This window comes from Streptomyces sp. NPDC005483 (assembly GCF_040606035.1).
Taxonomy (GTDB): Bacteria; Actinomycetota; Actinomycetes; order Streptomycetales; family Streptomycetaceae; genus Streptomyces.
This window is the reverse complement of sequence record NZ_JBEXEA010000014.1, coordinates 117,942-136,569: the sequence shown is the minus strand read 5'-3', so window position 1 is coordinate 136,569 and position 18,628 is coordinate 117,942. Positions and strand designations below refer to the sequence as shown.

Annotated in this window: 15 protein-coding genes and 1 tRNA gene; 5 read left to right on the top strand and 11 right to left on the bottom strand. The window is 68.6% G+C overall.

Annotated features, from left to right (window positions below):
- Positions 1 to 60 precede the first annotated feature (60 nt).
- Positions 61 to 1,479 (top strand): aminotransferase class V-fold PLP-dependent enzyme, encoded by a 1,419-nt coding sequence (locus tag ABZT06_RS26485; RefSeq protein WP_355745690.1) that lies wholly within the window; start codon positions 61 to 63, stop codon positions 1,477 to 1,479.
- Positions 1,476 to 2,900, top strand: coding sequence for a SidA/IucD/PvdA family monooxygenase (locus ABZT06_RS26480; protein WP_355745687.1), 1,425 nt, complete (start codon positions 1,476 to 1,478; stop codon positions 2,898 to 2,900). The genes ABZT06_RS26485 and ABZT06_RS26480 overlap by 4 nt, the downstream gene beginning before the upstream one ends.
- 79 nt (positions 2,901 to 2,979) lie before the next feature.
- Here ABZT06_RS26480 and ABZT06_RS26475 read toward each other — a convergent pair whose 3' ends face one another.
- Complete coding sequence (locus ABZT06_RS26475) at positions 2,980 to 4,779, bottom strand: 5'-nucleotidase C-terminal domain-containing protein (protein WP_355745684.1); 1,800 nt, start codon at positions 4,777 to 4,779, stop codon at positions 2,980 to 2,982.
- A 151-nt stretch (positions 4,780 to 4,930) separates the two neighbouring features.
- Here ABZT06_RS26475 and ABZT06_RS26470 point away from each other — a divergent pair, with 151 nt between their 5' ends.
- Both ABZT06_RS26470 and pyk read left to right on the top strand, forming a co-directional pair.
- Positions 4,931 to 5,629 (top strand): SIMPL domain-containing protein, encoded by a 699-nt coding sequence (locus ABZT06_RS26470; RefSeq protein ID WP_355745681.1) that lies wholly within the window; start codon positions 4,931 to 4,933, stop codon positions 5,627 to 5,629.
- A gap of 145 nt (positions 5,630 to 5,774) precedes the next feature.
- Positions 5,775 to 7,211 carry a pyruvate kinase gene (gene pyk / locus ABZT06_RS26465; RefSeq protein WP_355745678.1) on the top strand — a complete coding sequence of 479 codons (1,437 nt, stop codon included), beginning with the start codon at positions 5,775 to 5,777 and terminating at the stop codon, positions 7,209 to 7,211.
- Positions 7,212 to 7,217: 6 nt separating this feature from the next.
- Here pyk and ABZT06_RS26460 read toward each other — a convergent pair whose 3' ends face one another.
- Both ABZT06_RS26460 and ABZT06_RS26455 read right to left on the bottom strand, forming a co-directional pair.
- Positions 7,218 to 7,994, bottom strand: a complete 777-nt coding sequence (locus ABZT06_RS26460) for a helix-turn-helix domain-containing protein (protein ID WP_355745675.1) — start codon at positions 7,992 to 7,994, stop codon at positions 7,218 to 7,220.
- A gap of 86 nt (positions 7,995 to 8,080) precedes the next feature.
- A tRNA-Leu gene (locus ABZT06_RS26455) sits at positions 8,081 to 8,164 on the bottom strand.
- A gap of 104 nt (positions 8,165 to 8,268) precedes the next feature.
- Here ABZT06_RS26455 and ABZT06_RS26450 point away from each other — a divergent pair.
- The gene (locus ABZT06_RS26450) at positions 8,269 to 8,925 is read left to right on the top strand and encodes a response regulator (RefSeq protein WP_031041938.1); all 657 of its coding nucleotides are present in this window, start codon (positions 8,269 to 8,271) and stop codon (positions 8,923 to 8,925) included.
- Between the two features lie 69 nt (positions 8,926 to 8,994).
- Here the strand turns inward: ABZT06_RS26450 and ABZT06_RS26445 are convergent, their stop codons facing one another.
- From ABZT06_RS26445 to ABZT06_RS26410, 8 genes are all read right to left on the bottom strand, one after another.
- Positions 8,995 to 9,711 carry an ABC transporter ATP-binding protein gene (locus tag ABZT06_RS26445; RefSeq protein WP_355745671.1) on the bottom strand — a complete coding sequence of 239 codons (717 nt, stop codon included), beginning with the start codon at positions 9,709 to 9,711 and terminating at the stop codon, positions 8,995 to 8,997.
- The gene (locus ABZT06_RS26440; RefSeq protein ID WP_355746038.1) at positions 9,708 to 10,496 is read right to left on the bottom strand and encodes an ABC transporter ATP-binding protein; all 789 of its coding nucleotides are present in this window, start codon (positions 10,494 to 10,496) and stop codon (positions 9,708 to 9,710) included. The genes ABZT06_RS26445 and ABZT06_RS26440 overlap by 4 nt, the downstream gene beginning before the upstream one ends.
- A gap of 41 nt (positions 10,497 to 10,537) precedes the next feature.
- Complete coding sequence (locus ABZT06_RS26435; RefSeq protein WP_355745668.1) at positions 10,538 to 12,307, bottom strand: branched-chain amino acid ABC transporter permease; 1,770 nt, start codon at positions 12,305 to 12,307, stop codon at positions 10,538 to 10,540.
- A gap of 5 nt (positions 12,308 to 12,312) precedes the next feature.
- A complete protein-coding gene (locus tag ABZT06_RS26430) occupies positions 12,313 to 13,242 on the bottom strand; it encodes a branched-chain amino acid ABC transporter permease (RefSeq protein WP_355745665.1) in 930 nt (309 codons plus the stop codon).
- A gap of 129 nt (positions 13,243 to 13,371) precedes the next feature.
- Complete coding sequence (locus tag ABZT06_RS26425; protein ID WP_355745661.1) at positions 13,372 to 14,598, bottom strand: branched-chain amino acid ABC transporter substrate-binding protein; 1,227 nt, start codon at positions 14,596 to 14,598, stop codon at positions 13,372 to 13,374.
- A 226-nt stretch (positions 14,599 to 14,824) separates the two neighbouring features.
- Entirely contained in the window at positions 14,825 to 15,511 is a 687-nt protein-coding gene (locus ABZT06_RS26420) for a hypothetical protein (protein WP_355745658.1), read from the bottom strand.
- 168 nt (positions 15,512 to 15,679) lie between these two features.
- On the bottom strand, positions 15,680 to 16,141 hold the full coding sequence (locus ABZT06_RS26415; protein ID WP_355745655.1) for a hotdog fold thioesterase: 462 nt from the start codon (positions 16,139 to 16,141) through the stop codon (positions 15,680 to 15,682).
- 54 nt (positions 16,142 to 16,195) lie between these two features.
- On the bottom strand, positions 16,196 to 18,475 hold the full coding sequence (locus ABZT06_RS26410; protein WP_355745652.1) for an FdhF/YdeP family oxidoreductase: 2,280 nt from the start codon (positions 18,473 to 18,475) through the stop codon (positions 16,196 to 16,198).
- Between the last annotated feature and the right edge of the window lie 153 nt (positions 18,476 to 18,628).

Sequence of the window (18,628 nt, the reverse complement as noted above, 5' to 3'; positions counted from 1 at the left end):
CGGGCGCGCCCAGGCAACCGCGTCCAAGCTGGAAGCTCCCAGCGCCCCCGGAGGTCGACGATGCACACGCCGCCCCTGGCCTCGGGCCCCGAAGGCCCCACCTCGCTGCGCCCGTTGCTCGACACGGTCCTGGACGCGCTGGGGGAGGGGACGCGATCGCGCGGGGGCCCACTGCCGACCGGCGGCCCGTCCGAGGTGGCGGCCCGGATGCGGGCCGCGCTGGGGGACCTCCTCACGGACGAGGGCGATCCCGATGCCCTACGGCGCCTGGTACGAGCCTTGGCGGAAGGCGCTGCGGACCCGGCGGACCCTTTCTGCGCGGCCCACCTGCACTGTCCACCCCTCGCGGTGGCCGCAGCAGCCGACCTGGCAGTCAGTGTGCTGAATCCGTCGATGGACTCATGGGACCAGGCCCCAGCAGCCTCGGAGCTGGAAGCCCTGGTGACGGGGCAACTTGCGAGAGAGGTGTTCGGCAACCCACCCAGGGGCGCGGGGCCCTATCGACATGCGGCTCCGCCGCGGGGCGCGACAGGCCCCCACCGGCCCGACGCTCTGATCACAACCGGTGGCACGGAATCCAACCAACTCGCCCTCCTCCTGGCCCGAGAGACCCACGGCCCGGCCGTCCAACTGGTCTGCGGCGAAAACGCCCACCACTCCCTCCCCAGAGCCGCCTGGCTACTCGGCCTGCCCGCCCCGGTCATCGTCCCCACCCCCAACGGCACCCTCGACCCCGCAGCCCTCGACAAGGCCCTGAGCGGACCGTCGGTCATCGCCGCCACCGCGGGCACCACCGACGCCGGCCTCATCGACCCCCTCCCCGAGATCGCCCGCCTCTCCGCGGCGCGCAACGCACGGCTGCACATCGACGCGGCCTACGGCGGAGGGCTCCTCTTCAGCGACTCCCACCGCCCCAAGCTCACCGGCCTGAGCGCCGCAGGCACCGTCACCCTCGACCTGCACAAACTCGGCTGGCAACCCGTCGCCGCAGGACTCCTCGCCGTCCGCGACGGCCACGACCTCGCCGCCCTGAACCAACGCGCCGACTACCTCAACGCCGACGACGACACCGAGGCCGGCCTCCCCGACCTCCTCGGCCGCTCCCTGCGCACCACCCGCCGCCCCGACGTCCTCAAGATCGCCATCACCCTTCGGACCCTCGGCCGCCAAGGACTCGCCGCCCTGGTCGACCAAGTCTGCGAGCGGGCCCAGGAGTTCGCGCAACTCGTCCACGACCACCCCGGGTTCGAACTCCACCGGCCCCCCACCATCAGCACGGTCCTGTTCCGCCCCGCGGGCGCCACCGACGACGCCGTGGCCGCCGTACGCCGCAACCTCCTCACCGCCGGCCGCGCAGTCCTGGGACGAGCCCGCGCAGAGCGCCGGCTCTGGCTCAAGGTCACCCTCCTCAACCCCACCACCCGGCCGGCCGACCTCGCCGGACTCCTGAAACTCGTGGAAGGAACCACCCCCCGATGAACCCCCACCCCCCACACCACGAGCCCGACGCACCCCGCGACCTCGTCGGCATCGGCATCGGACCCTTCAACCTCTCCCTCGCCGCCCTCGCCCAGCCCCTCACCGCACTCGACGCCGTCTTCTACGAACAGCGCCCCGCCTTCGGCTGGCACCCCGGGCTCCTCATCGACGGAGCCACCGTCCAAGTCCCGTTCCTCGCCGACCTGGTGACCCTCGCCGACCCCGCCAGCGACTGGACCTTCCTCAACTACCTCAAGGCCCGCGAGCGCCTCTTCCCCTTCTACTTCGCCGAGCGCTTCCACATCGAGCGCGCCGAATACGACGCCTACTGCCGCTGGGTCGCCGAGAACCTCCCCGGACTCCACTTCAGCCACCAGGTCGACGCCGTCCGCTTCAACCCCGAACGCGACGTCTTCGAAGTCGACTTCACCCAGCTCGACACCGATGGCGAGGCCGAAGCCCTGGGCCGCACCTACACCAAGAACATCGTCCTCGGCATCGGCACCGAGCCCTACGTACCCGAACCCCTCAAGCCCCTCGTCGAAGCCCCCGGCGTACCCGTCATCCACGCCACCGACTACCTCGCCCACCGCCACACCCTCCTCGCCGCCGACCACGTCACCGTCGTCGGCTCCGGACAGTCCGGCGCAGAGGTCTTCCTCGACCTCCTCCGAAGCCGCCCCACCGGCCGCGAGGGACTCCACTGGCTCGGCCGCACCGAAGCCTTCGCGCCCATGGAGTACTCCAAGCTCGGCCTCGAACACTTCACCCCCGACTACACCCGCTACTTCCACGCCCTGTCCGAGAGCGTCCGCGACCGACTCGGCACCACCCAGTGGCAGCTCCACCGCGGCATCGACGCCGACACCATCGCCGCCATCCACGACGAGCTCTACCGCCGCACCCTGCACGGCGGCTGGCCCGACACCGTCCTCACCCCCGGCGTCCGCGTCCGCACCGCCGGAAGAATCGCCACCACGAAGATCGAACTCCACCTCGAACACCTCCAGCAGGGCACCCGCTCCCGCCTCACCACCGACGCCGTCGTCCTCGCCACCGGCCACCGCGAACGCCCCCTCGACCGCATCCTCGCCGGACTCGACCCCTACCTGCGCCGCGACAGCCGCGAACGCCCCCGCGTCGACGAACACTTCCGCCTCGTCCTCGACCCGTCCGTCACCGGCGCCGACTGCCACGTCTACGTCCAGAACGCCGAACGCCACACCCACGGCGTCGGCACCCCCGACCTCGGCCTCGCCGCCTGGCGCAGCGCCACCATCCTCAACACCGTCACCGGCAAGGACGCCTACCCCCTCCCCACCCGCACCGCCTTCACCACCTTCGGCCTCGAAGACCGCCTGCCGCAGATCCCACCCGCCCGCCAGGCCCCCGTCCTGACACCCCTCGTCGAGGGACGGTAAGAAACCGGCGACGGCCTCCACGCCAAGGCGCCGGCGTGAAAATCATCGCCGACGCCGTGGACACCACCCTGCTCAACCCCTAGAAGACCGGCGCACCGTCCCGCGTGAGCCTCCAGTCCACCGACGCGAAGTCCTTCGGGTCCAGCACACCCTTCGAGGTCACCCACTCCGCGATCCGCGTCCGGATCTCCGTCGACTCCGACCACACCTCGGTGGCGGAGGCCACGTGCGGAAACGCCCCGCCACCGTTCGCCCGGTAGTTGTTCACCGCGAACACGAACTTCTGCGCGTCGTCCAGCGCGGCACCGTTGTAGGTGAGGTTCTTGATCCGCGACCCGGCCGCCTGCGCGATGTCGATCTCGTACGACAGCCCCGACACGTAGTCGTAGTTGTAGTCCGGACGGTTGTTCGCGTTCGTCAGCTTCTCCACGTCCACGGCCGCGCCCGCCGCCGTCCGCACGAAGTACTCCGCCGAGTACTCCAGGTACGCCCTGACCTGCGCACTCGTCAGCAACTTCGCCACCAGCGTGTTGTCGTACACGTACAGGCTCGACAGATCCCGGATCGTCACGTTGCCGGCCGGGATCTCCGAGGTACGGGAGAAGGGGGAGGCCTGCGCGATGACGGGCAGCGAGGCGTACTCGGTCGACGCCAGCGCCGCGCGGACCACGTCCTCCTGGACCTTCGTGATCAGGTCGATGATCGGCGCGTCCTTGTAGCGCGCCTCGACCGTCGTCAGCGTCTCGGTCGCCGTACCGACCACCTGGTTCACGTACTTCACGACCACGTCATGGTCGGCCTTCAGCAGCTTGGTGATCTTCGGGTCGTCGGCGACCGCGTTCGAGTTCAGCACCTTGGACGACACGGACTCGACCGACCAACGGCCCTTCTCCAGAACCAGCTCGATGTCGAACAACGACAACCGCTCGGCGTACGCCAACGGCTCCGACAGCACGACCGTCTTCCCGGTCTTCGCGTTGGTGACCTTCAGCTCCGGAATCTCCACGTGCGCGTGCCCCACCAGGATCGCGTCGATCCCCGGCACCTCCTGCGCCACCAGCGCCGCCGAGTTCTCGACGTACGGCAGCTGATCACCGTACGACGACGTCCCCGACGAACCCGAGTGCGCCGACACGACCACCACGTCCGCACCCATCGACCGCAGCTTCGGCACCCACTTCGCCGCCTGCTCCTCGAGCCCCGGGAACGTCAGCCTGCCCTGCACATACGCCTTGTCCCAGATCGCGATACCCGGGTTCGTCAGACCCAGCACCGCGACCCTCACCGGCGGCGCGCCCTTCACAGGGAACTTCTTGATGAAGTACGGCGGGAAAGCCGGCTTCAGCGTCTTCGCGTCCAGCGCGTTCGCGCCCAGGAGCGGGAAGTCGCACTGCTCCTCGAACTTCCGCAGTGTCTCGATGCCGTAGTTGAACTCGTGATTGCCCAGCGCCACCGCGTCGTACCCGATGGCGTTCATCGCCGCGGCCATCGGGTGCACCGGACCACCCTTGGCGGTGATCGGGTCGACCTTCGCGTAGTAGTACGTCAGCGGCGTGCCCTGGATCGTGTCGCCCGCGTCGAGCAGCAGCGTGTTACAGCGGCCCTTCTCCGCACGGACCTGGTTCACCAGCGTCGAGATCCGCGACAGACCCTGCGCGTTGCCCGCCGCGTCCTTGTACTTCGCGTCCTTGAAGTAGTCCCAGTTGAAGACGTGACCGTGCAGGTCTGTGGTGCCCATCACCGTCAGCGAGTACCGCTTCTCGCGCCCCTTCCCGGCCTCCGCGGCCTGGGCGGCCGGCGCACCCACGGCACTCGCCAGGGCGACACCCGCACCGGTCACGGCGGACTTCTCCAGGAACTTCCTGCGGTTCAAGGCCATGTCTTGATCTCCTCGAGGAACGGTCAACAACGCGCGTAGATTCTGACCCGCTCATGGCGAACGGCAACAGCCCCCGCAGGTTTCGATCTGATGACCCGACCAGCGACCGACCAGGTCCGTAACCGGCCAAGAACTGACACAGTGGGTCGTTATGGCCACCGACTCCGTTCCCTACGGCACCCCCGACGCCCCCCGCATCGCCGTCCGCGGCGAAGCCCACCTCGAAGTCGACCCCGAGATCGCCCGCCTCGGCATCACCGTCGCCGCCCGCGGCAAGGACCGCCGCACCGCCCTCGACGACCTCACCCGCCGCAACACGACCGTCCTGGACCTGCTCAAGTCCTACGGCGATGCAGTCGAACGCCTGGAAACCGGCTCCTTCTCCGTCACACCCGAACTCAAGGAACACGGCCGCGGCGAACGCGTCCACGCCTACCACGGCCGCGTCCACATCACGGCCGAACTCACGGACTTCACCGCACTGGGTGAACTGACCACGCGTCTGGCCGACCTGGAGCTGACCCGGGTCGACGGACCCTGGTGGGCCCTGCGCCGCGACTCACCCGCCTACCGGGAAGCCCGCCAGCAAGCCGTACGGGAAGCGGTCCAGCGGGCCAGGGAGTACGCGGAAGCCCTGGGCACCTCACTCGCCTCCCTGGTCGAACTCGCCGACATCGGCGCCGAGGACCCCGAACCCCGCTTCGTCGGCAAGGCCAGCCGTGCCCGCTCCATGGCCTACGAGGCCCAGGCCGCCGACACCGGAGCCGCCCCCCTCGACCTCGAACCCCAACGCCAACACGTCCACGCCCAGGTCAACGCACGCTTCACCATGGCACCACCGAGCCTGTGAGCCGACGCCGTGATGTGCACACGAAATGCTCATCGGAGCGGGGTGCCGCACAATTCAACCTTTGTCAACAGCCCTTCACCCAAAGGTTGTTGAGCCGTCATACCTACCCAATTCCCTACTCATCGGTAAGGTCTAGGCTCGAACCATGCGCCGAGCAAAGATCGTCTGCACCCTGGGCCCCGCAACCCACTCGTACGACCAGATCAAAGCGCTGGTCGACGCCGGAATGGACGTAGCCCGCTTCAACCTCAGCCACGGCAGCTACGCCGAGCACGAGGAGCGGTACCACCACGTCCGCAAGGCCTCCGACGAGACCGGCCGCAGCGTCGGCCTCCTCGCCGACCTTCAAGGCCCGAAGATCCGCCTCGGCCACTTCACCGAAGGACCCGTACTCCTTGAACGCGGCGACACCTTCACCATCACCGTGGAGGACGGCGCACAGGGCGACCAGCGGTCCTGCGGGACGACGTACAGCGGACTCGCCGAGGATGTCACTGTGGGTGAGCGCATCCTCGTCGACGACGGCAAGGTCTGCCTGGAGGTCACCTCGGTGGAGGGTCCCCGGGTCCACACCAAGGTCGTCGAGGGCGGCATGGTCTCGGACCACAAGGGCCTCAACCTCCCGGGAGTGGCGGTCTCGGTGCCCGCCCTCTCCACCAAGGACGAGGAAGACCTCCGCTGGGCCCTGCGCATGGGCTTCGACGTGATCGCCCTGTCCTTCGTCCGGTCGGGCCGGGACATCAAGAACGTCCACCGGATCATGGACGAGGCGGGACGTCGGCTCCCTGTCATCGCCAAGGTCGAGAAGCCCCAGGCCGTCGAGGCCATCGACGACATCGTGGCCGCGTTCGACGGGATCATGGTGGCCCGGGGTGACCTGGGCGTCGAGATGCCGCTGGAGCAGGTGCCCATCGTCCAGAAGCGCGCGATCAAGCTGGCCAAGCGCAACGCCAAGCCGGTGATCGTGGCGACACAGATGCTCGACTCCATGATCGAGAACTCCCGCCCGACACGCGCGGAGGCCTCCGACGTGGCCAACGCGGTCATCGACGGCACGGACGCGGTGATGCTGTCCGGCGAGACGAGCGTCGGGAAGTACGCCGTCGAGACGGTCCGGACGATGGCGAAGATCGTCGAGGCCGCGGAGGAGGACATCCTCGCGAAGGGGCTGCCGCCGCTGACCGAACGCAACAAGCCCCGCACCCAGGGCGGTGCGGTCGCCCGCGCGGCGGCGGAGATGGGCGACTTCCTCGGCGCGAAGTTCCTGGTGGCCTTCACCCAGTCGGGCGACACGGTGCGACGGCTTTCGCGGTACCGGTCCCCGATCCCCCTGCTGGCGTTCACTCCGGAGCCGGCGACCCGGTCGCAGCTGAGTCTGACGTGGGGTGTGGAGACGTTTTTGGGCCCGCAGGTCGACACCACGGACGCGATGGTCGACCAGGTGGACGAGCTGCTGATGCAGTACGGGCGCTGCGAGAAGGGCGACGTGGTGGTGATCACGGCGGGTTCACCGCCCGGCGTCTCCGGCTCGACGAACCTGGTCCGCGTCCACCACATCGGCGAGGACGACAGTCCCAAGTAGGGGTGGTCAGTGCTTGGGGCCTACGTGGGTGTCCATGAGGGCTACTGAGGCTTTGCGGGCGATGGAGGTGTTGCAATTGTTCATCCGTCGCCAGTCGACGCCGACCCGGTCAAGGGCGTCGGTGAAGAGCCGCATGATGTCGGCGGACCTGTTGCTGAAGCAGTACCGGGGGTACTCGTAGCGCTTTCGCTCACCGGCTACGAGGCGGGTCGTCCAGTTGGTGATGCGGCACCCGTCCGAGTGGATGAGGCCGCGGATGAACTCCCAAGGGTGTGCGTCGACGATGGCCTGCTGCCAGGGAACGAGGGCGATGGAGCGCTCGTGCTTCTTACCGGGACCATGCTGGGGGAACAGGCAGTGCAGGTGCTTTGAGTAGACCTTCACGTTGCGGCAGCCGGTTTTCCGGACGCGACAGACGGCGTTGTCGGGGAACACCGTGCGCATGGCCTCCTCGCAGGCGTCCATCAGGCCGGGCCAGGACTCGTCGCACGTGATCATGAGGTTGGGCACCCGGTGTTCTGCATAGCGGCTGATGTGGCCGTCGCCCAGATAGAGGCCGAGTAAGTAGCCGTACGCCGCTGCGTCGAGGTCTCTGCCGTCGCATCGCGGGCACTCCGGATCGTGCTTCCCCGGGCACTCGCCGCGCTTGGCGCGATCCACATGCTTCCAGTAGGCGATGGTGCCCGGCGGGACGCTGAACTTGCGAGCGACTTCTGCGTTTCTTGCACCGCCGCGCAGCAGTGCGAGCGCCTTCTGTCGAACCTCAGTGCCGTGAAAATTCATACGGATACTCTGAGTGAGTGATCGCAACCGTGTGCAGCAAAAAGCGGATGTTCACGAGAACGTGAGCATCCGCTTCCTGGTAAAAGTGCCCGGTGTGGGATTCGAACCCACATGCCCAAAGGGCACGGCATTTTGAGTGCCGCGAGTCTGACCAGTTCCTCCAACCGGGCAGGCTGGGGCGCTGTCGGGAAGTGTACCGGGTCACCACAGTTCCCCGCCTCTAGGTAGGCTGCACAAGCAGCAGTACCTGCCCGGCCCGCAACAAGGAGCCCCCGTGACCGCCCCCGAGTCGCCCCAGCCCGTAGACGCGCCCGACGACGACAAGTCGCACGTGCCTCCGCTGACGACCCGTGTCGTCATTGCCGAGGACGAGGCCCTGATCCGGCTCGACCTCAAAGAGATGCTGGAGGAAGAGGGCTACAGCGTCGTAGGCGAGGCAGGTGACGGCGAGCAGGCCGTCGAGCTCGCCCGTGAGCACAAGCCGGACCTCGTGATCCTCGACGTGAAGATGCCCAAGCTCGACGGGATCTCCGCAGCCGAGAAGATCGCCGAAGAGCGCATCGCCCCCGTCCTCATGCTCACCGCCTTCTCGCAGCGCGACCTCGTCGAGCGGGCGAGGGACGCCGGTGCCATGGCGTACCTCGTCAAGCCGTTCAGCAAGAGCGACGTCGTGCCGGCGATCGAGATGGCGGTGTCCCGGTTCACCGAGCTGCGGGAGCTGGAGAACGAGGTCGCCGACCTGACCCTGCGTCTGGAGACCCGCAAGCTGGTCGACCGGGCGAAGTCGATTCTTCAGACCTCGTACGGCCTGACCGAGCCCGCCGCGTTCCGGTGGATCCAGAAGACGTCCATGGACCGGCGTATGTCGATGCAGCAGGTCGCCGAGGCGGTCATTCAGGACGCCGACGAGAAGAAGGCCAACAAGGGCTGAGACCGGCGGCAGTAGACAAAGGCCCGCGTCCCCGACTGGGGGCGCGGGCCTCGTCGTACGGCCGGAGCGTCAGTCCTCGCCGAGGTACGCCTTGCGGACGGACTCGTCGTGGAGCAGGTCCTGGCCGGTGCCGGAGAGGACGATGGTGCCGACCTCCATGACGTGTCCCTGGTCGGCCAGGGACAGGGCAGCCTGGGCGTTCTGTTCGACGAGGAGGATCGTCGTGCCCTGGGACTTGAGTTCGACGATGGTCGCCATGATCTTCTGCATCATGATCGGGGAGAGGCCCATGGAGGGCTCGTCGAGCATCAGCAGCTTCGGCTGGGACATGAGCGCGCGGCCCATGGCCAGCATCTGCTGCTCGCCGCCGGAGAGGGTGCCTGCCGCTTGGTTGCGGCGCTCTCCGAGGATCGGGAAGAGGTCGTAGGCGCGCTGGATGTCCTTTTCGATCCCTTCCTTGTCCTTCCTCAGGAACGCTCCGAGTTGGAGGTTCTCGAAGATCGTCAGGCGGGGGAAGATGTGCCGGCCTTCGGGGGAGTGGGCGAGTCCGAAGGAGACGATCTTGTGGGCGGGGACGCCGCTGAGGGGTTTGCCGTCGAAGAGGATCTTGCCGGAGGTGGGCTTCAGCAGACCGGACAGTGTCCTGAGTGTCGTCGTCTTGCCGGCGCCGTTGGTGCCGATGAGGGTGACGACCTGGCCGGCTTCGACGCTGAAGGAGATGCCTTTGACGGCTTCGATCTTGCCGTAGGAGACGCGGAGGTCCTCGACTTCGAGGAGTGCGGTCACTGGCCTTCTCCCTTGGTGCTGGTGGTGCTCTGCGCTTCGGCCGCGCCGGGGTCGCCTTCGAAGGGTTCGCCGAGGTAGGCGGCGATGACGCGTTCGTCGGCCTGGACGACCTCGGAGGTGCCTTCGACGAGTTTTTCGCCCTGGACGAGGACGGCGACGCGGTCGGAGAGGTTGAAGACGAAGCGCATGTCGTGCTCGATGAGGAGGACGGCGATGCCCTTGTCGCGGATGGCGAAGACCAACTCTTCGGTGGCTCGCGTCTCCTGGGGGTTCATGCCGGCGGTCGGCTCGTCGAGCAGGAGCAGGCCGGGCTCGGAGGCCAGGGCGCGCGCGATCTCCAGCTTGCGCTGTTCGCCGTAGGGGAGGTTGCGGGCGAGGTGGTCGCGCTTGGCCTCCAGGCCGATGAACTCCAGGAGTTCCATGGCCCGTTCCTCGCTGGCCTTCTCCGCCTTCTTGAAGCCGGGGCCGCGGAGGAGGGCGGACCAGAGGCCTTCCTTCGTCCGTGTGTGGCGGCCTACGAGGACGTTCTCGAGGACCGTCATGTTGGCGAAGAGGCGGATGTTCTGGAAGGTGCGGGCGATGCCGGCCTTGGTCACCAGGTGGGGCTTGGGCGGGAGGACGGTGCCCTTGTAGGAGACCGTGCCTTCGGTGGGGACGTACAGGCCGGTGAGGCAGTTGAAGAAGGTGGTCTTGCCGGCGCCGTTGGGGCCGATGAGGCCGACGATTTCGCCTGCGTTGACGGTGAAGTCGACCGAGCGGACGGCGGTGAGGCCGCCGAAGCGCATGGTGACGTTGCGGGCCTCGAGTACAGGTGTCGTCACGGTGCTCACGCCCCCGCCTTGGTGACGGTGGCCGGTTCACCGGACAGCGTCGTTTGTTCTGGTATGTCGAGTTGTCCGGTCTCGTGGAATTCGAGTTGGCGGCGGCGGTTGGCGATGATGCCTTCGGGGCGGAAGCGCATCAGCAGGATGAGGGCGATGCCGAAGGCCAGCAGCGACTTGTCCTGGAGGAACACCAGCTTCTCGGGCAGCAGGTAGAGGAGTGCGGCGCCGAGGATGGGGCCGGCGACCGTGCCCATGCCGCCGAGGACGACCGCGGCGAGGAGGAAGGCCGAGTTGGGGGGTGTCGAGCCCGCGAACTGGTACGGCGTCGGGACGACGCTGTAGGTGACGTGGGCGCTGACGGTGCCGGCGAGGCCGGCGAGGGTGGCGCCGAGGGCGAAGGCGACGAGTTTGACGCGGAAGCCGTTGATGCCCATGGCGGTGGCGGCGGTCTCGTCCTCGCGGATGGCGATCCAGGAGCGGCCGATGCGGGAGTCGGCGGCGCGGGTGTAGACCAGGACCACGATGGCCATGATCAGCACCATGAGCAGGTAGTAGTTGGCGAAGCGGCCGAGCGTGAAGCCGCCGATGTCGTGGGCTTCGCCGAGGTTGAACCCGAGGAGGTTGAGGTCGGGAATGGCCGGGATGCCGTTGGGGCCGTTGGTGAGGTCCGGGCCGGAGTCGCCGTCCATGTTGTTGACGGCGATGCGGAAGATCTCTCCGAAGCCGAGGGTGACGATGGCGAGGTAGTCGCCGCGCAGTCGCAGGGTGGGGGCGCCGATGAGGACGCCGAAGATCAGCGAGGCGGCGGCGCCGGTGATGGCGGCGGCCCAGAAGGGGAAGTGGACGCCGGAGAAGCGGGAGAACTCGGAGCCGGAGACGAGGGCGGCGGTGTAGGCGCCGACGCCGAGGAAGGCGACGTATCCGAGGTCGAGGAGGCCCGCGAGGCCGACGACGATGTTGAGGCCCAGGGCGACGGTCCCGAAGATCAGGATGTTGACGCCGATGTTGGCGTAGTGGTCGTTGGTCTGGGTGAAGGGGAACGCGATCGCGGCGGCGAAGCCCATGGCGAGCGTGAAGCTGCGGTTGCGGGCGACGATGCGGGAGAAGCGGTCGTTGAGGCCGGCGGTGTGCAGGGCCCAGACGGCGAAGACGACGACGATGAGGTAGCCGACGAAGAGTTCGCCGTACTCGGTGTCGATGCCGTAGGTGAAGACGGCCAGGCCGACGATGGTGACGAGGGTGATGATCGCGCGCTCGACCCAGGGGCTGATGGGCGCGGGGGCGGGGATGCCGTCGGGCTTGGCGAGGTAGGCCTTGAGGTTGCCCTTGGCGCTCGCGGTGCGGGGCTCGGGGAGGGCGAAGGCGCCGATGACGGGGAGGAGGGAGGCGATGGCCGCGACCCAGCCGCCCGGTTCGAGGTTGGCGAGTCCGCCGAGTTCGGCGGCGATCGAGACGACCGTGTACCAGGTGACGCCGAAGCCGCCGAGTGCGGTGAGCACCAGGGGGGCGTTGTTGCGGGCCGGGATGAGGCCGCGCAGCCCGGGTATGTCGTACGCCGCGAGGGCGAACAGGGTGGTGAGGAGGCCGGCGATGAAGGTCAGCCACTGGAGGCCGCCGGGGTAGCCGGTGAAGGTGAGGTCGCCGGGGAACTCGCTGGTCCAGGTCCAGGCGAGGAAGGCGGAGGCGGCGGTGGCGATGCCTCCGGCGAGGAGGAGTGCGCGGGCCGCGGCGAGGGGCAGCGGGATCAGGCCGCGGGTGGTGGTGTCGGTCATCGTGATCACGCCCTGTCCGCTACGCGTTCGCCGAGTAGGCCTTGTGGCCTGACGAGGAGGACGAGGATGAGCAGGCAGAAGGCCCAGACGTCCTTCCAGGAGCCGCCGCCGAAGAGGTGCATGCCGGGGATGTCGTCTATGTAGGCGGAGGCGAGGGTCTCGGCGACGCCGAGGACGAGGCCGCCGAGCATGGCGCCGTAGATGTTGCCGATGCCGCCGAGGACTGCGGCGGTGAAGGCCTTGAGGCCCATCAGGAAGCCCATGCGGTAGTCGATGCTGCCGTACTTCATGCCGTAGGCGACCGCGGCGACGGCGGCGAAGAAGCCGCCGATGGCGAAGGCGATCACGATGATGCGGTTGGTGTCGATGCCCATGAGCTGTGCGGTGTCCGGGTCCTGGGCGGTGGCCTGCATGGCGCGGCCGGTGCGGGACTTGCGGACGAAGAAGGCGAGGGCGGACATGCAGATGACGGCCGCCACGATGAGGAAGATGTCGGCGTCCTTGATGGTGACGGACCCGATGTCGTGGGTGGCGTCGAGGCCGGGGAAGGCGACGGCGCGGTCGGCGCGGGGGTAGAAGTTGCGGACGACTTCCTGGAGGGCCAGGGAGAGACCGATCGCGGTGATGAGCGGTGCGAGCCGTGGGGCTCCGCGCAGGGGCCGGTAGGCGAACCGTTCCGCTCCGACGGCGATGAGGATGGCGACGATGCCGCCGCCGATCAGCATCAGGGGGACGGCGAGGGCCATCGAGGTGCCGTCGGGCAGGAGGTAGAAGTAGACCGTGAAGGCGCCGAAGGCGCCGGTCATGAAGATCTCGCCGTGCGCGAAGTTGATGAGCTGGACGATGCCGTACACCATCGTGTAGCCGATGGCGATCAGCCCGTACATCGAGCCCAGAAGCAGCCCGTTGGCCAGCTGCTGCGGCAGGGTGTTCACCGCGTGGCCTCCATTGTCGCTGGTGGTCGTGTGCACATATCGCGTGCTGGGGTGGGGTGTGGCAAGGGCCGCGCGGTCGGGGTCCCCTCCCGCGCGGCCCGTGGTGGTGCTGTGCTGCTGGGGCCTTGACTAGCCGAGGTCGGCGGTGCCGGTCTTCACTGCCTTCCACGCACCCTTGGTGACCTGGTAGACGGTGAGCTGCTTGTTGGTGGTGTCGCCGTACTGGTCGAAGGCGACCTTGCCGGAGATGCCTTCGAAGTCGGACTTCTGGACGCCGTCGACGACGGAGGAGCGCAGGGCGTTGATGTCGCTGGGGACCTTGCCGTCGTTGGCGTCGACGGCGGCCTTCACGGCCTTGATGATGGCGGTGGTGGCGTCGTACGCGTAGGCGCCGTAGGCGCCGTAGTCACCCTTGTAGCCCTTGGCCTTGTAGGTCTCGATGAAGGTCTTGGCGGCGGGCAGGGTGTCGGCGGGGACACCGACGGCGGTGGCGAGGTCGCCCTCGGAGGCCGCGCCCGCGGTCTCGATGTAGGTGGAGGCGAACATGCCGTCGCCGCCGAAGAGCGGGATCTTGACGCCGGCGCCCTTGAGCTGCTTGGTGATCAGCGAGGACTCGTCGTACTGGCCGCCGTAGTAGAGCAGGTCGGCCTTGGCGTTCTTGATCTTGGTGACGAGCGAACCGTAGTCCTTGTCACCGGTGTTGACGTGGTCGGTGCCGGCGACGGTGCCGCCGAGCTTCTTGAACTGCTCGGTGAAGATCTTCGCGAGGCCGGCGCCGTAGGTCTGCTTGTCGTCAACGACGAAGACCTTCTTCTTCTTGAGGCCGTTGTACGCGTAGTCGGCGGCGAAGCTGCCCTGGAGTTCGTCGGTGGTGGCGGTGCGGAAGTACGTCTTGTAGGGACGCTTCTTGTCCGTCTGCCAGTTCTTGCCCTGGGTGAGCTCGGGGTTGGTGTTCGAGGGGGAGATCTGCACCATGTTGGCCGAGGCGAACACCTGCTGCATCGTCTGGGCGACGCCGGAGTTCAGCGGGCCGACGGCGCCGACGGCGGTCTTGTCACCGGTGATGGTGGTGGCGTTGGACTGGCCGGTGGCGGGCTGCGCCTTGTCGTCGTAGGCCTTCAGCTTGAAGGTGACGCCGGGGACGAGCTTGGCCTTGTTGGCGTCGTCGACGGCGATCTGGGCGCCGTACTGGATGCCGAGACCGGTGGTGGAGTTCTCGCCGGACAGGGGGGCGTCCACGCCGATGGTGAGGGTGGTGCCACCCCCGTTGTTGCTGTCGCCGCCCTTGTCGTCTCGGGAGCCGCAGGCGGTGAGTGTGAGAGCCCCCGTCGCCATGACGGAGGTCAGTATCACCATGGAACGTCGCACAATCATTCCTTTCCGCAGGCTCGCGCGCCCTGTTGGGTGCGGCTGGTGCCCGCGCTTTACCGAACTCCCGATGGAGCGGTGACTGGCCGTGACTCTAAGCCCGGTTTGCGGGCAGGGGCATCGCTGTGCGCGGGCTTGTGACTTTCTTGTTATGACGTGATGGATGGCGGGCTTCCGCGGAGGGGGGTCTCGGCCGGTTTGGCGGAATATCCCCTCAGTCCGCATTTTGAGAACCTGCACTTCCGCTTGGCCGTCCGGGTTGTGACGCCGGTGTGGTGGCGCAGGCGCCCCGGAGGAGCTGGAAAAGGTCGTGGGAGTAGGCCCGGCCGAAGATGAAGCTGTGGTGCTGTATTGCGCGCGCGTTACGGAGGGTTACGTCAAGAAAAGGTAGGTCGGCATTCAGGGGCAGACCCGAACAGTCGGAAACCGTGACTTCCACGGTGACCCGGCGTGTGGTGCCGGGGTGGACGGTGAACGTCTCGGGGAGGGCGTGGGCGGTGAGGCCGGTGAAGGCGGCGCCGGTGACCTGGAGGGTGACGGGGGGTCCGCCGTGGACGTCGACGGCGAAGCGGAAGCGGCCGCTGGTGGGGTGGGTGCCGGGGGGTTCGGGGAGTCCGGCGGGTCCGAGGTATCGCCAGGCGGTGACGTTGGCGGGCCAGGGGACGGGGGTGTGCTCCGGCTCGGGGTGGTGGTCCTCGGAGGGGATGCGGGGGACGAGAACTCCGGCTGCCAGCAGGGCGATCGCCGTGGCGGTCAGGGTGGCCCTGCGGGCGCGCGGTGGCATGCTGCGCCACCGCGCGTTCCAACGGTCCGTCAGCCGGGTGCCGTCGGTGCCGATGACGTCGTAACTCTCTCCGGAATCCGGTGAGTCGACGGGCTCGACGGGGCCGATGCCGGTCATGGGAGAACGGTAGGGGAGTTGGGGGGCCGTGCCCAGTCGGGGGCGTCCCGTGCGATCCGGGCTCGGAGTGAAGTCGAGGGTGGCCGGGGAGTGCTGGGGGCGCGGCTGGGACGCCCCTGAGTGAGGGCGTGCCAGACCGCGCGACGCCGGCGGATGCGCCGGAGTGGCCTAGCGGGCGGGGGCGTCCCGCAGGAGGCAGGTGAGGCGGGCGGTGCACACGCGGCGCTCCTCCTCGTCGCTGATCACGATCTCGTAGGTCGCGGTGGACCGTCCCCGGTGCACCGGTGTGGCCACGCCGGTCACCAGGCCCGAGCGGGCCCCGCGGTGGTGGGTGCAGTTCAGGTCCACACCGACGGCGATCTTGGAGCTGCCGGCGTGCAGCATGGAGCCGACGGACCCGAGGGTCTCGGCGAGTACGGCGGAGGCGCCTCCGTGCAGCAGCCCGTACGGCTGGGTGTTGCCCTCGACCGGCATGGTGCCGACGACGCGGTCCGCCGAGGCCTCGACGATCTGCACGCCCATGCGGGTGCCCAGGTGCCCGGCCGAGAACATGGCGACGAGGTCGACGCCGAGCGCCGCGTACTCGTCGATGACCTCCTGCGGGAACGTGACGTGCTGCTGCTCACCCATGGGGCCGGGCTCCGTTCGTCCTGGTCACTACGACTGCCTGTGCTGAGCAAACGCTCAGTCGGTTGCCGATTGTTCCAGACGTACGACGACGGACTTGCTGGCCGGGGTGTTGCTGGTGTCGGCGGTGGCGTCCAGCGGCACCAGGACGTTGGTCTCGGGGTAGTAGGCGGCCGCGCATCCCCTGGCCGTCGGATAGTGCACGACCCGGAATCCCGGTGCCCGCCGCTCCACACCGTCCTTCCACTCGCTGACGAGGTCGACGTACGACCCGTCGGCGAGCCGGAGCCGGCCGGCGTCCTCGGGGTTGACCAGGACGACCCGGCGGCCGTTCCTGATGCCCCGGTAACGGTCGTCGAGGCCGTAGATCGTGGTGTTGTACTGGTCGTGCGAGCGCAGTGTCTGCAGGAGCAGCCGGCCCTCGGGGAGTTCGGGGTACTCGACGGGCGCGGCGGTGAAGTTGGCTTTGCCGGTGGCTGTGGGGAAGCGGCGTTCGTCGCGGGGGGCGTGCGGCAGGGTGAAGCCGCCGGGCCGGGCCACGCGCGCGTTGAAGTCCTCGAAGCCGGGGATCACGCGGGCGATGCGGTCGCGGACGGTGGCGTAGTCCTTCTCGAACTCCTCCCAGGGTGTGCGGCTGTTCTCTCCGAGGACCCGGCGGGCCAGCCGGCACACGATGGCCGGTTCGGACAGCAGCTGCCCGCTCGCGGGCTCCAGGCGGCCCCGGGAGGCGTGCACCATGCCCATGGAGTCCTCGACGGTCACGAACTGCTCGCCACTGCCCTGGAGGTCGCGCTCGGTGCGGCCGAGGGTGGGCAGGATCAGGGCACGCGCGCCCGTGACCACGTGCGAGCGGTTGAGCTTGGTCGACACGTGCACGGTGAGGCGGGCGCGCCGCATGGCGGCCTCGGTGACGTCGGTGTCCGGGGAGGCGGAGACGAAGTTGCCGCCCATGGCGAAGAAGACCTTGGCCTCGCCGTCGCGCAGGGCGCGGATGGCGCGCACCACGTCGAAGCCGTGCGCGCGTGGCGGGGCGAAGCCGAACTCCTTCTCCAGCGCGTCCAGGAAGGCGGGCGCGGGGCGCTCGAAGATGCCCATGGTGCGGTCGCCCTGGACGTTGGAGTGGCCGCGGACCGGGCAGACGCCGGCGCCGGGGCGTCCGATGTTGCCGCGCAGAAGTAGAAAGTTGACGACCTCGCGGATGGTCGGCACGGAGTGCTTGTGCTGGGTGAGGCCCATGGCCCAGCAGACGATGGTCCGCTCGGAGGCGAGGACCATGGAGAGGGCTTCCTCGATCTCCTTCCGGGACAGGCCGGTCGCGGTGAGGGTCTCGTCCCAGTCGGCGGCGCGGGCGGCCTCGGCGAACTCCTCGTAGCCGTGGGTGTGTTCGCGGACGAAGGCCTCGTCGACGGCCCCGTCCGTCTGAAGGATCAGCTTGTTGAGGAGGCGGAAGAGTGCCTGGTCGCCGCCGATGCGGATCTGCAGGAACAGGTCGGTGAGCGCGGCGCCCTTGACCATGCCCTGGGGGGTCTGCGGGTTCTTGAAGCGCTCCAGGCCGGCCTCGGGCAGCGGGTTGACGCTGATGATCCTCGCGCCGTTCGCCTTGGCCTTCTCCAGCGCGGAGAGCATCCGGGGGTGGTTGGTCCCGGGGTTCTGTCCCGCGACGATGATCAGGTCGGCCTGGTAGAGGTCGTCGAGCAGGACGCTGCCCTTGCCGATGCCGATGGTCTCGCTGAGCGCCGAACCGGACGACTCGTGGCACATGTTGGAGCAGTCCGGCAGGTTGTTCGTGCCGAGCTCGCGGGCGAAGAGCTGGTAGAGGAACGCGGCCTCGTTGCTGGTGCGGCCCGAGGTGTAGAAGACGGCCTCGTCGGGGGAGCCGAGGGCGGCGATCTCCTCGGCGACGATGTCGAAGGCGCGCTCCCAGGTGACCGGTTCGTAGTGCGTGCCGCCCTCGGGGACGTACATGGGGTGGGTGAGCCGCCCCTGCTGGCCCAGCCAGTAGCCGCTCCTGTTCGCGAGGTCGGCGACGGGGTGCGCGGCGAAGAACTCCGGCGTGATGCGACGCAGGGTGGCTTCCTCGGCGACCGCCTTCGCGCCGTTCTCGCAGAACTCCGCCGCGTGGCGGTGCTCGGGCTCCGGCCAGGCGCAGCCGGGGCAGTCGAAGCCGTCCTTCTGGTTGACGCGCAGCAGCGTCAGCGCGGTGCGCTTGACGCCCATCTGCTGCTGGGCGATGCGCAGGGTGTGGCCGATGGCCGGGAGGCCGGCCGCCGCGTGCTTCGGTTCGGTGACCTGGGGAGCGTCCTGAACCGGATCACCCTTGGGCGGTTTCGTGGCCATCGGACTCTCTCCTTCGCACACACATGTGAGGTACGTCTCCGATCCTCGCACGCGCCGGTGACAACGGTGTTTGCCGGGCGTGCGGGGAGCGCCGGCCGGGCCTGCCCCTTCCGTGCCGTCGGTGGCGGGCGGGTCTGACTGTCAGTGGGGCGT

What these genes read in the sequence shown, in the direction of transcription:
- ABZT06_RS26485 (WP_355745690.1), top strand. Translation starts at nt 61, where the DNA reads ATGCACACGCCGCCCCTGGCCTCGGGCCCCGAAGGCCCCACCTCGCTG.
- ABZT06_RS26480 (WP_355745687.1), top strand. Translation starts at nt 1,476, where the DNA reads ATGAACCCCCACCCCCCACACCACGAGCCCGACGCACCCCGCGACCTC.
- ABZT06_RS26475 (WP_355745684.1), bottom strand. Translation starts at nt 4,779, where the DNA reads ATGGCCTTGAACCGCAGGAAGTTCCTGGAGAAGTCCGCCGTGACCGGT.
- ABZT06_RS26470 (WP_355745681.1), top strand. Translation starts at nt 4,931, where the DNA reads ATGGCCACCGACTCCGTTCCCTACGGCACCCCCGACGCCCCCCGCATC.
- pyk (WP_355745678.1), top strand. Translation starts at nt 5,775, where the DNA reads ATGCGCCGAGCAAAGATCGTCTGCACCCTGGGCCCCGCAACCCACTCG.
- ABZT06_RS26460 (WP_355745675.1), bottom strand. Translation starts at nt 7,994, where the DNA reads ATGAATTTTCACGGCACTGAGGTTCGACAGAAGGCGCTCGCACTGCTG.
- ABZT06_RS26440 (WP_355746038.1), bottom strand. Translation starts at nt 10,496, where the DNA reads ATGCGCTTCGGCGGCCTCACCGCCGTCCGCTCGGTCGACTTCACCGTC.
- ABZT06_RS26435 (WP_355745668.1), bottom strand. Translation starts at nt 12,307, where the DNA reads ATGACCGACACCACCACCCGCGGCCTGATCCCGCTGCCCCTCGCCGCG.
- ABZT06_RS26425 (WP_355745661.1), bottom strand. Translation starts at nt 14,598, where the DNA reads ATGGTGATACTGACCTCCGTCATGGCGACGGGGGCTCTCACACTCACC.
- ABZT06_RS26420 (WP_355745658.1), bottom strand. Translation starts at nt 15,511, where the DNA reads ATGACCGGCATCGGCCCCGTCGAGCCCGTCGACTCACCGGATTCCGGA.
- ABZT06_RS26415 (WP_355745655.1), bottom strand. Translation starts at nt 16,141, where the DNA reads ATGGGTGAGCAGCAGCACGTCACGTTCCCGCAGGAGGTCATCGACGAG.
- ABZT06_RS26410 (WP_355745652.1), bottom strand. Translation starts at nt 18,475, where the DNA reads ATGGCCACGAAACCGCCCAAGGGTGATCCGGTTCAGGACGCTCCCCAG.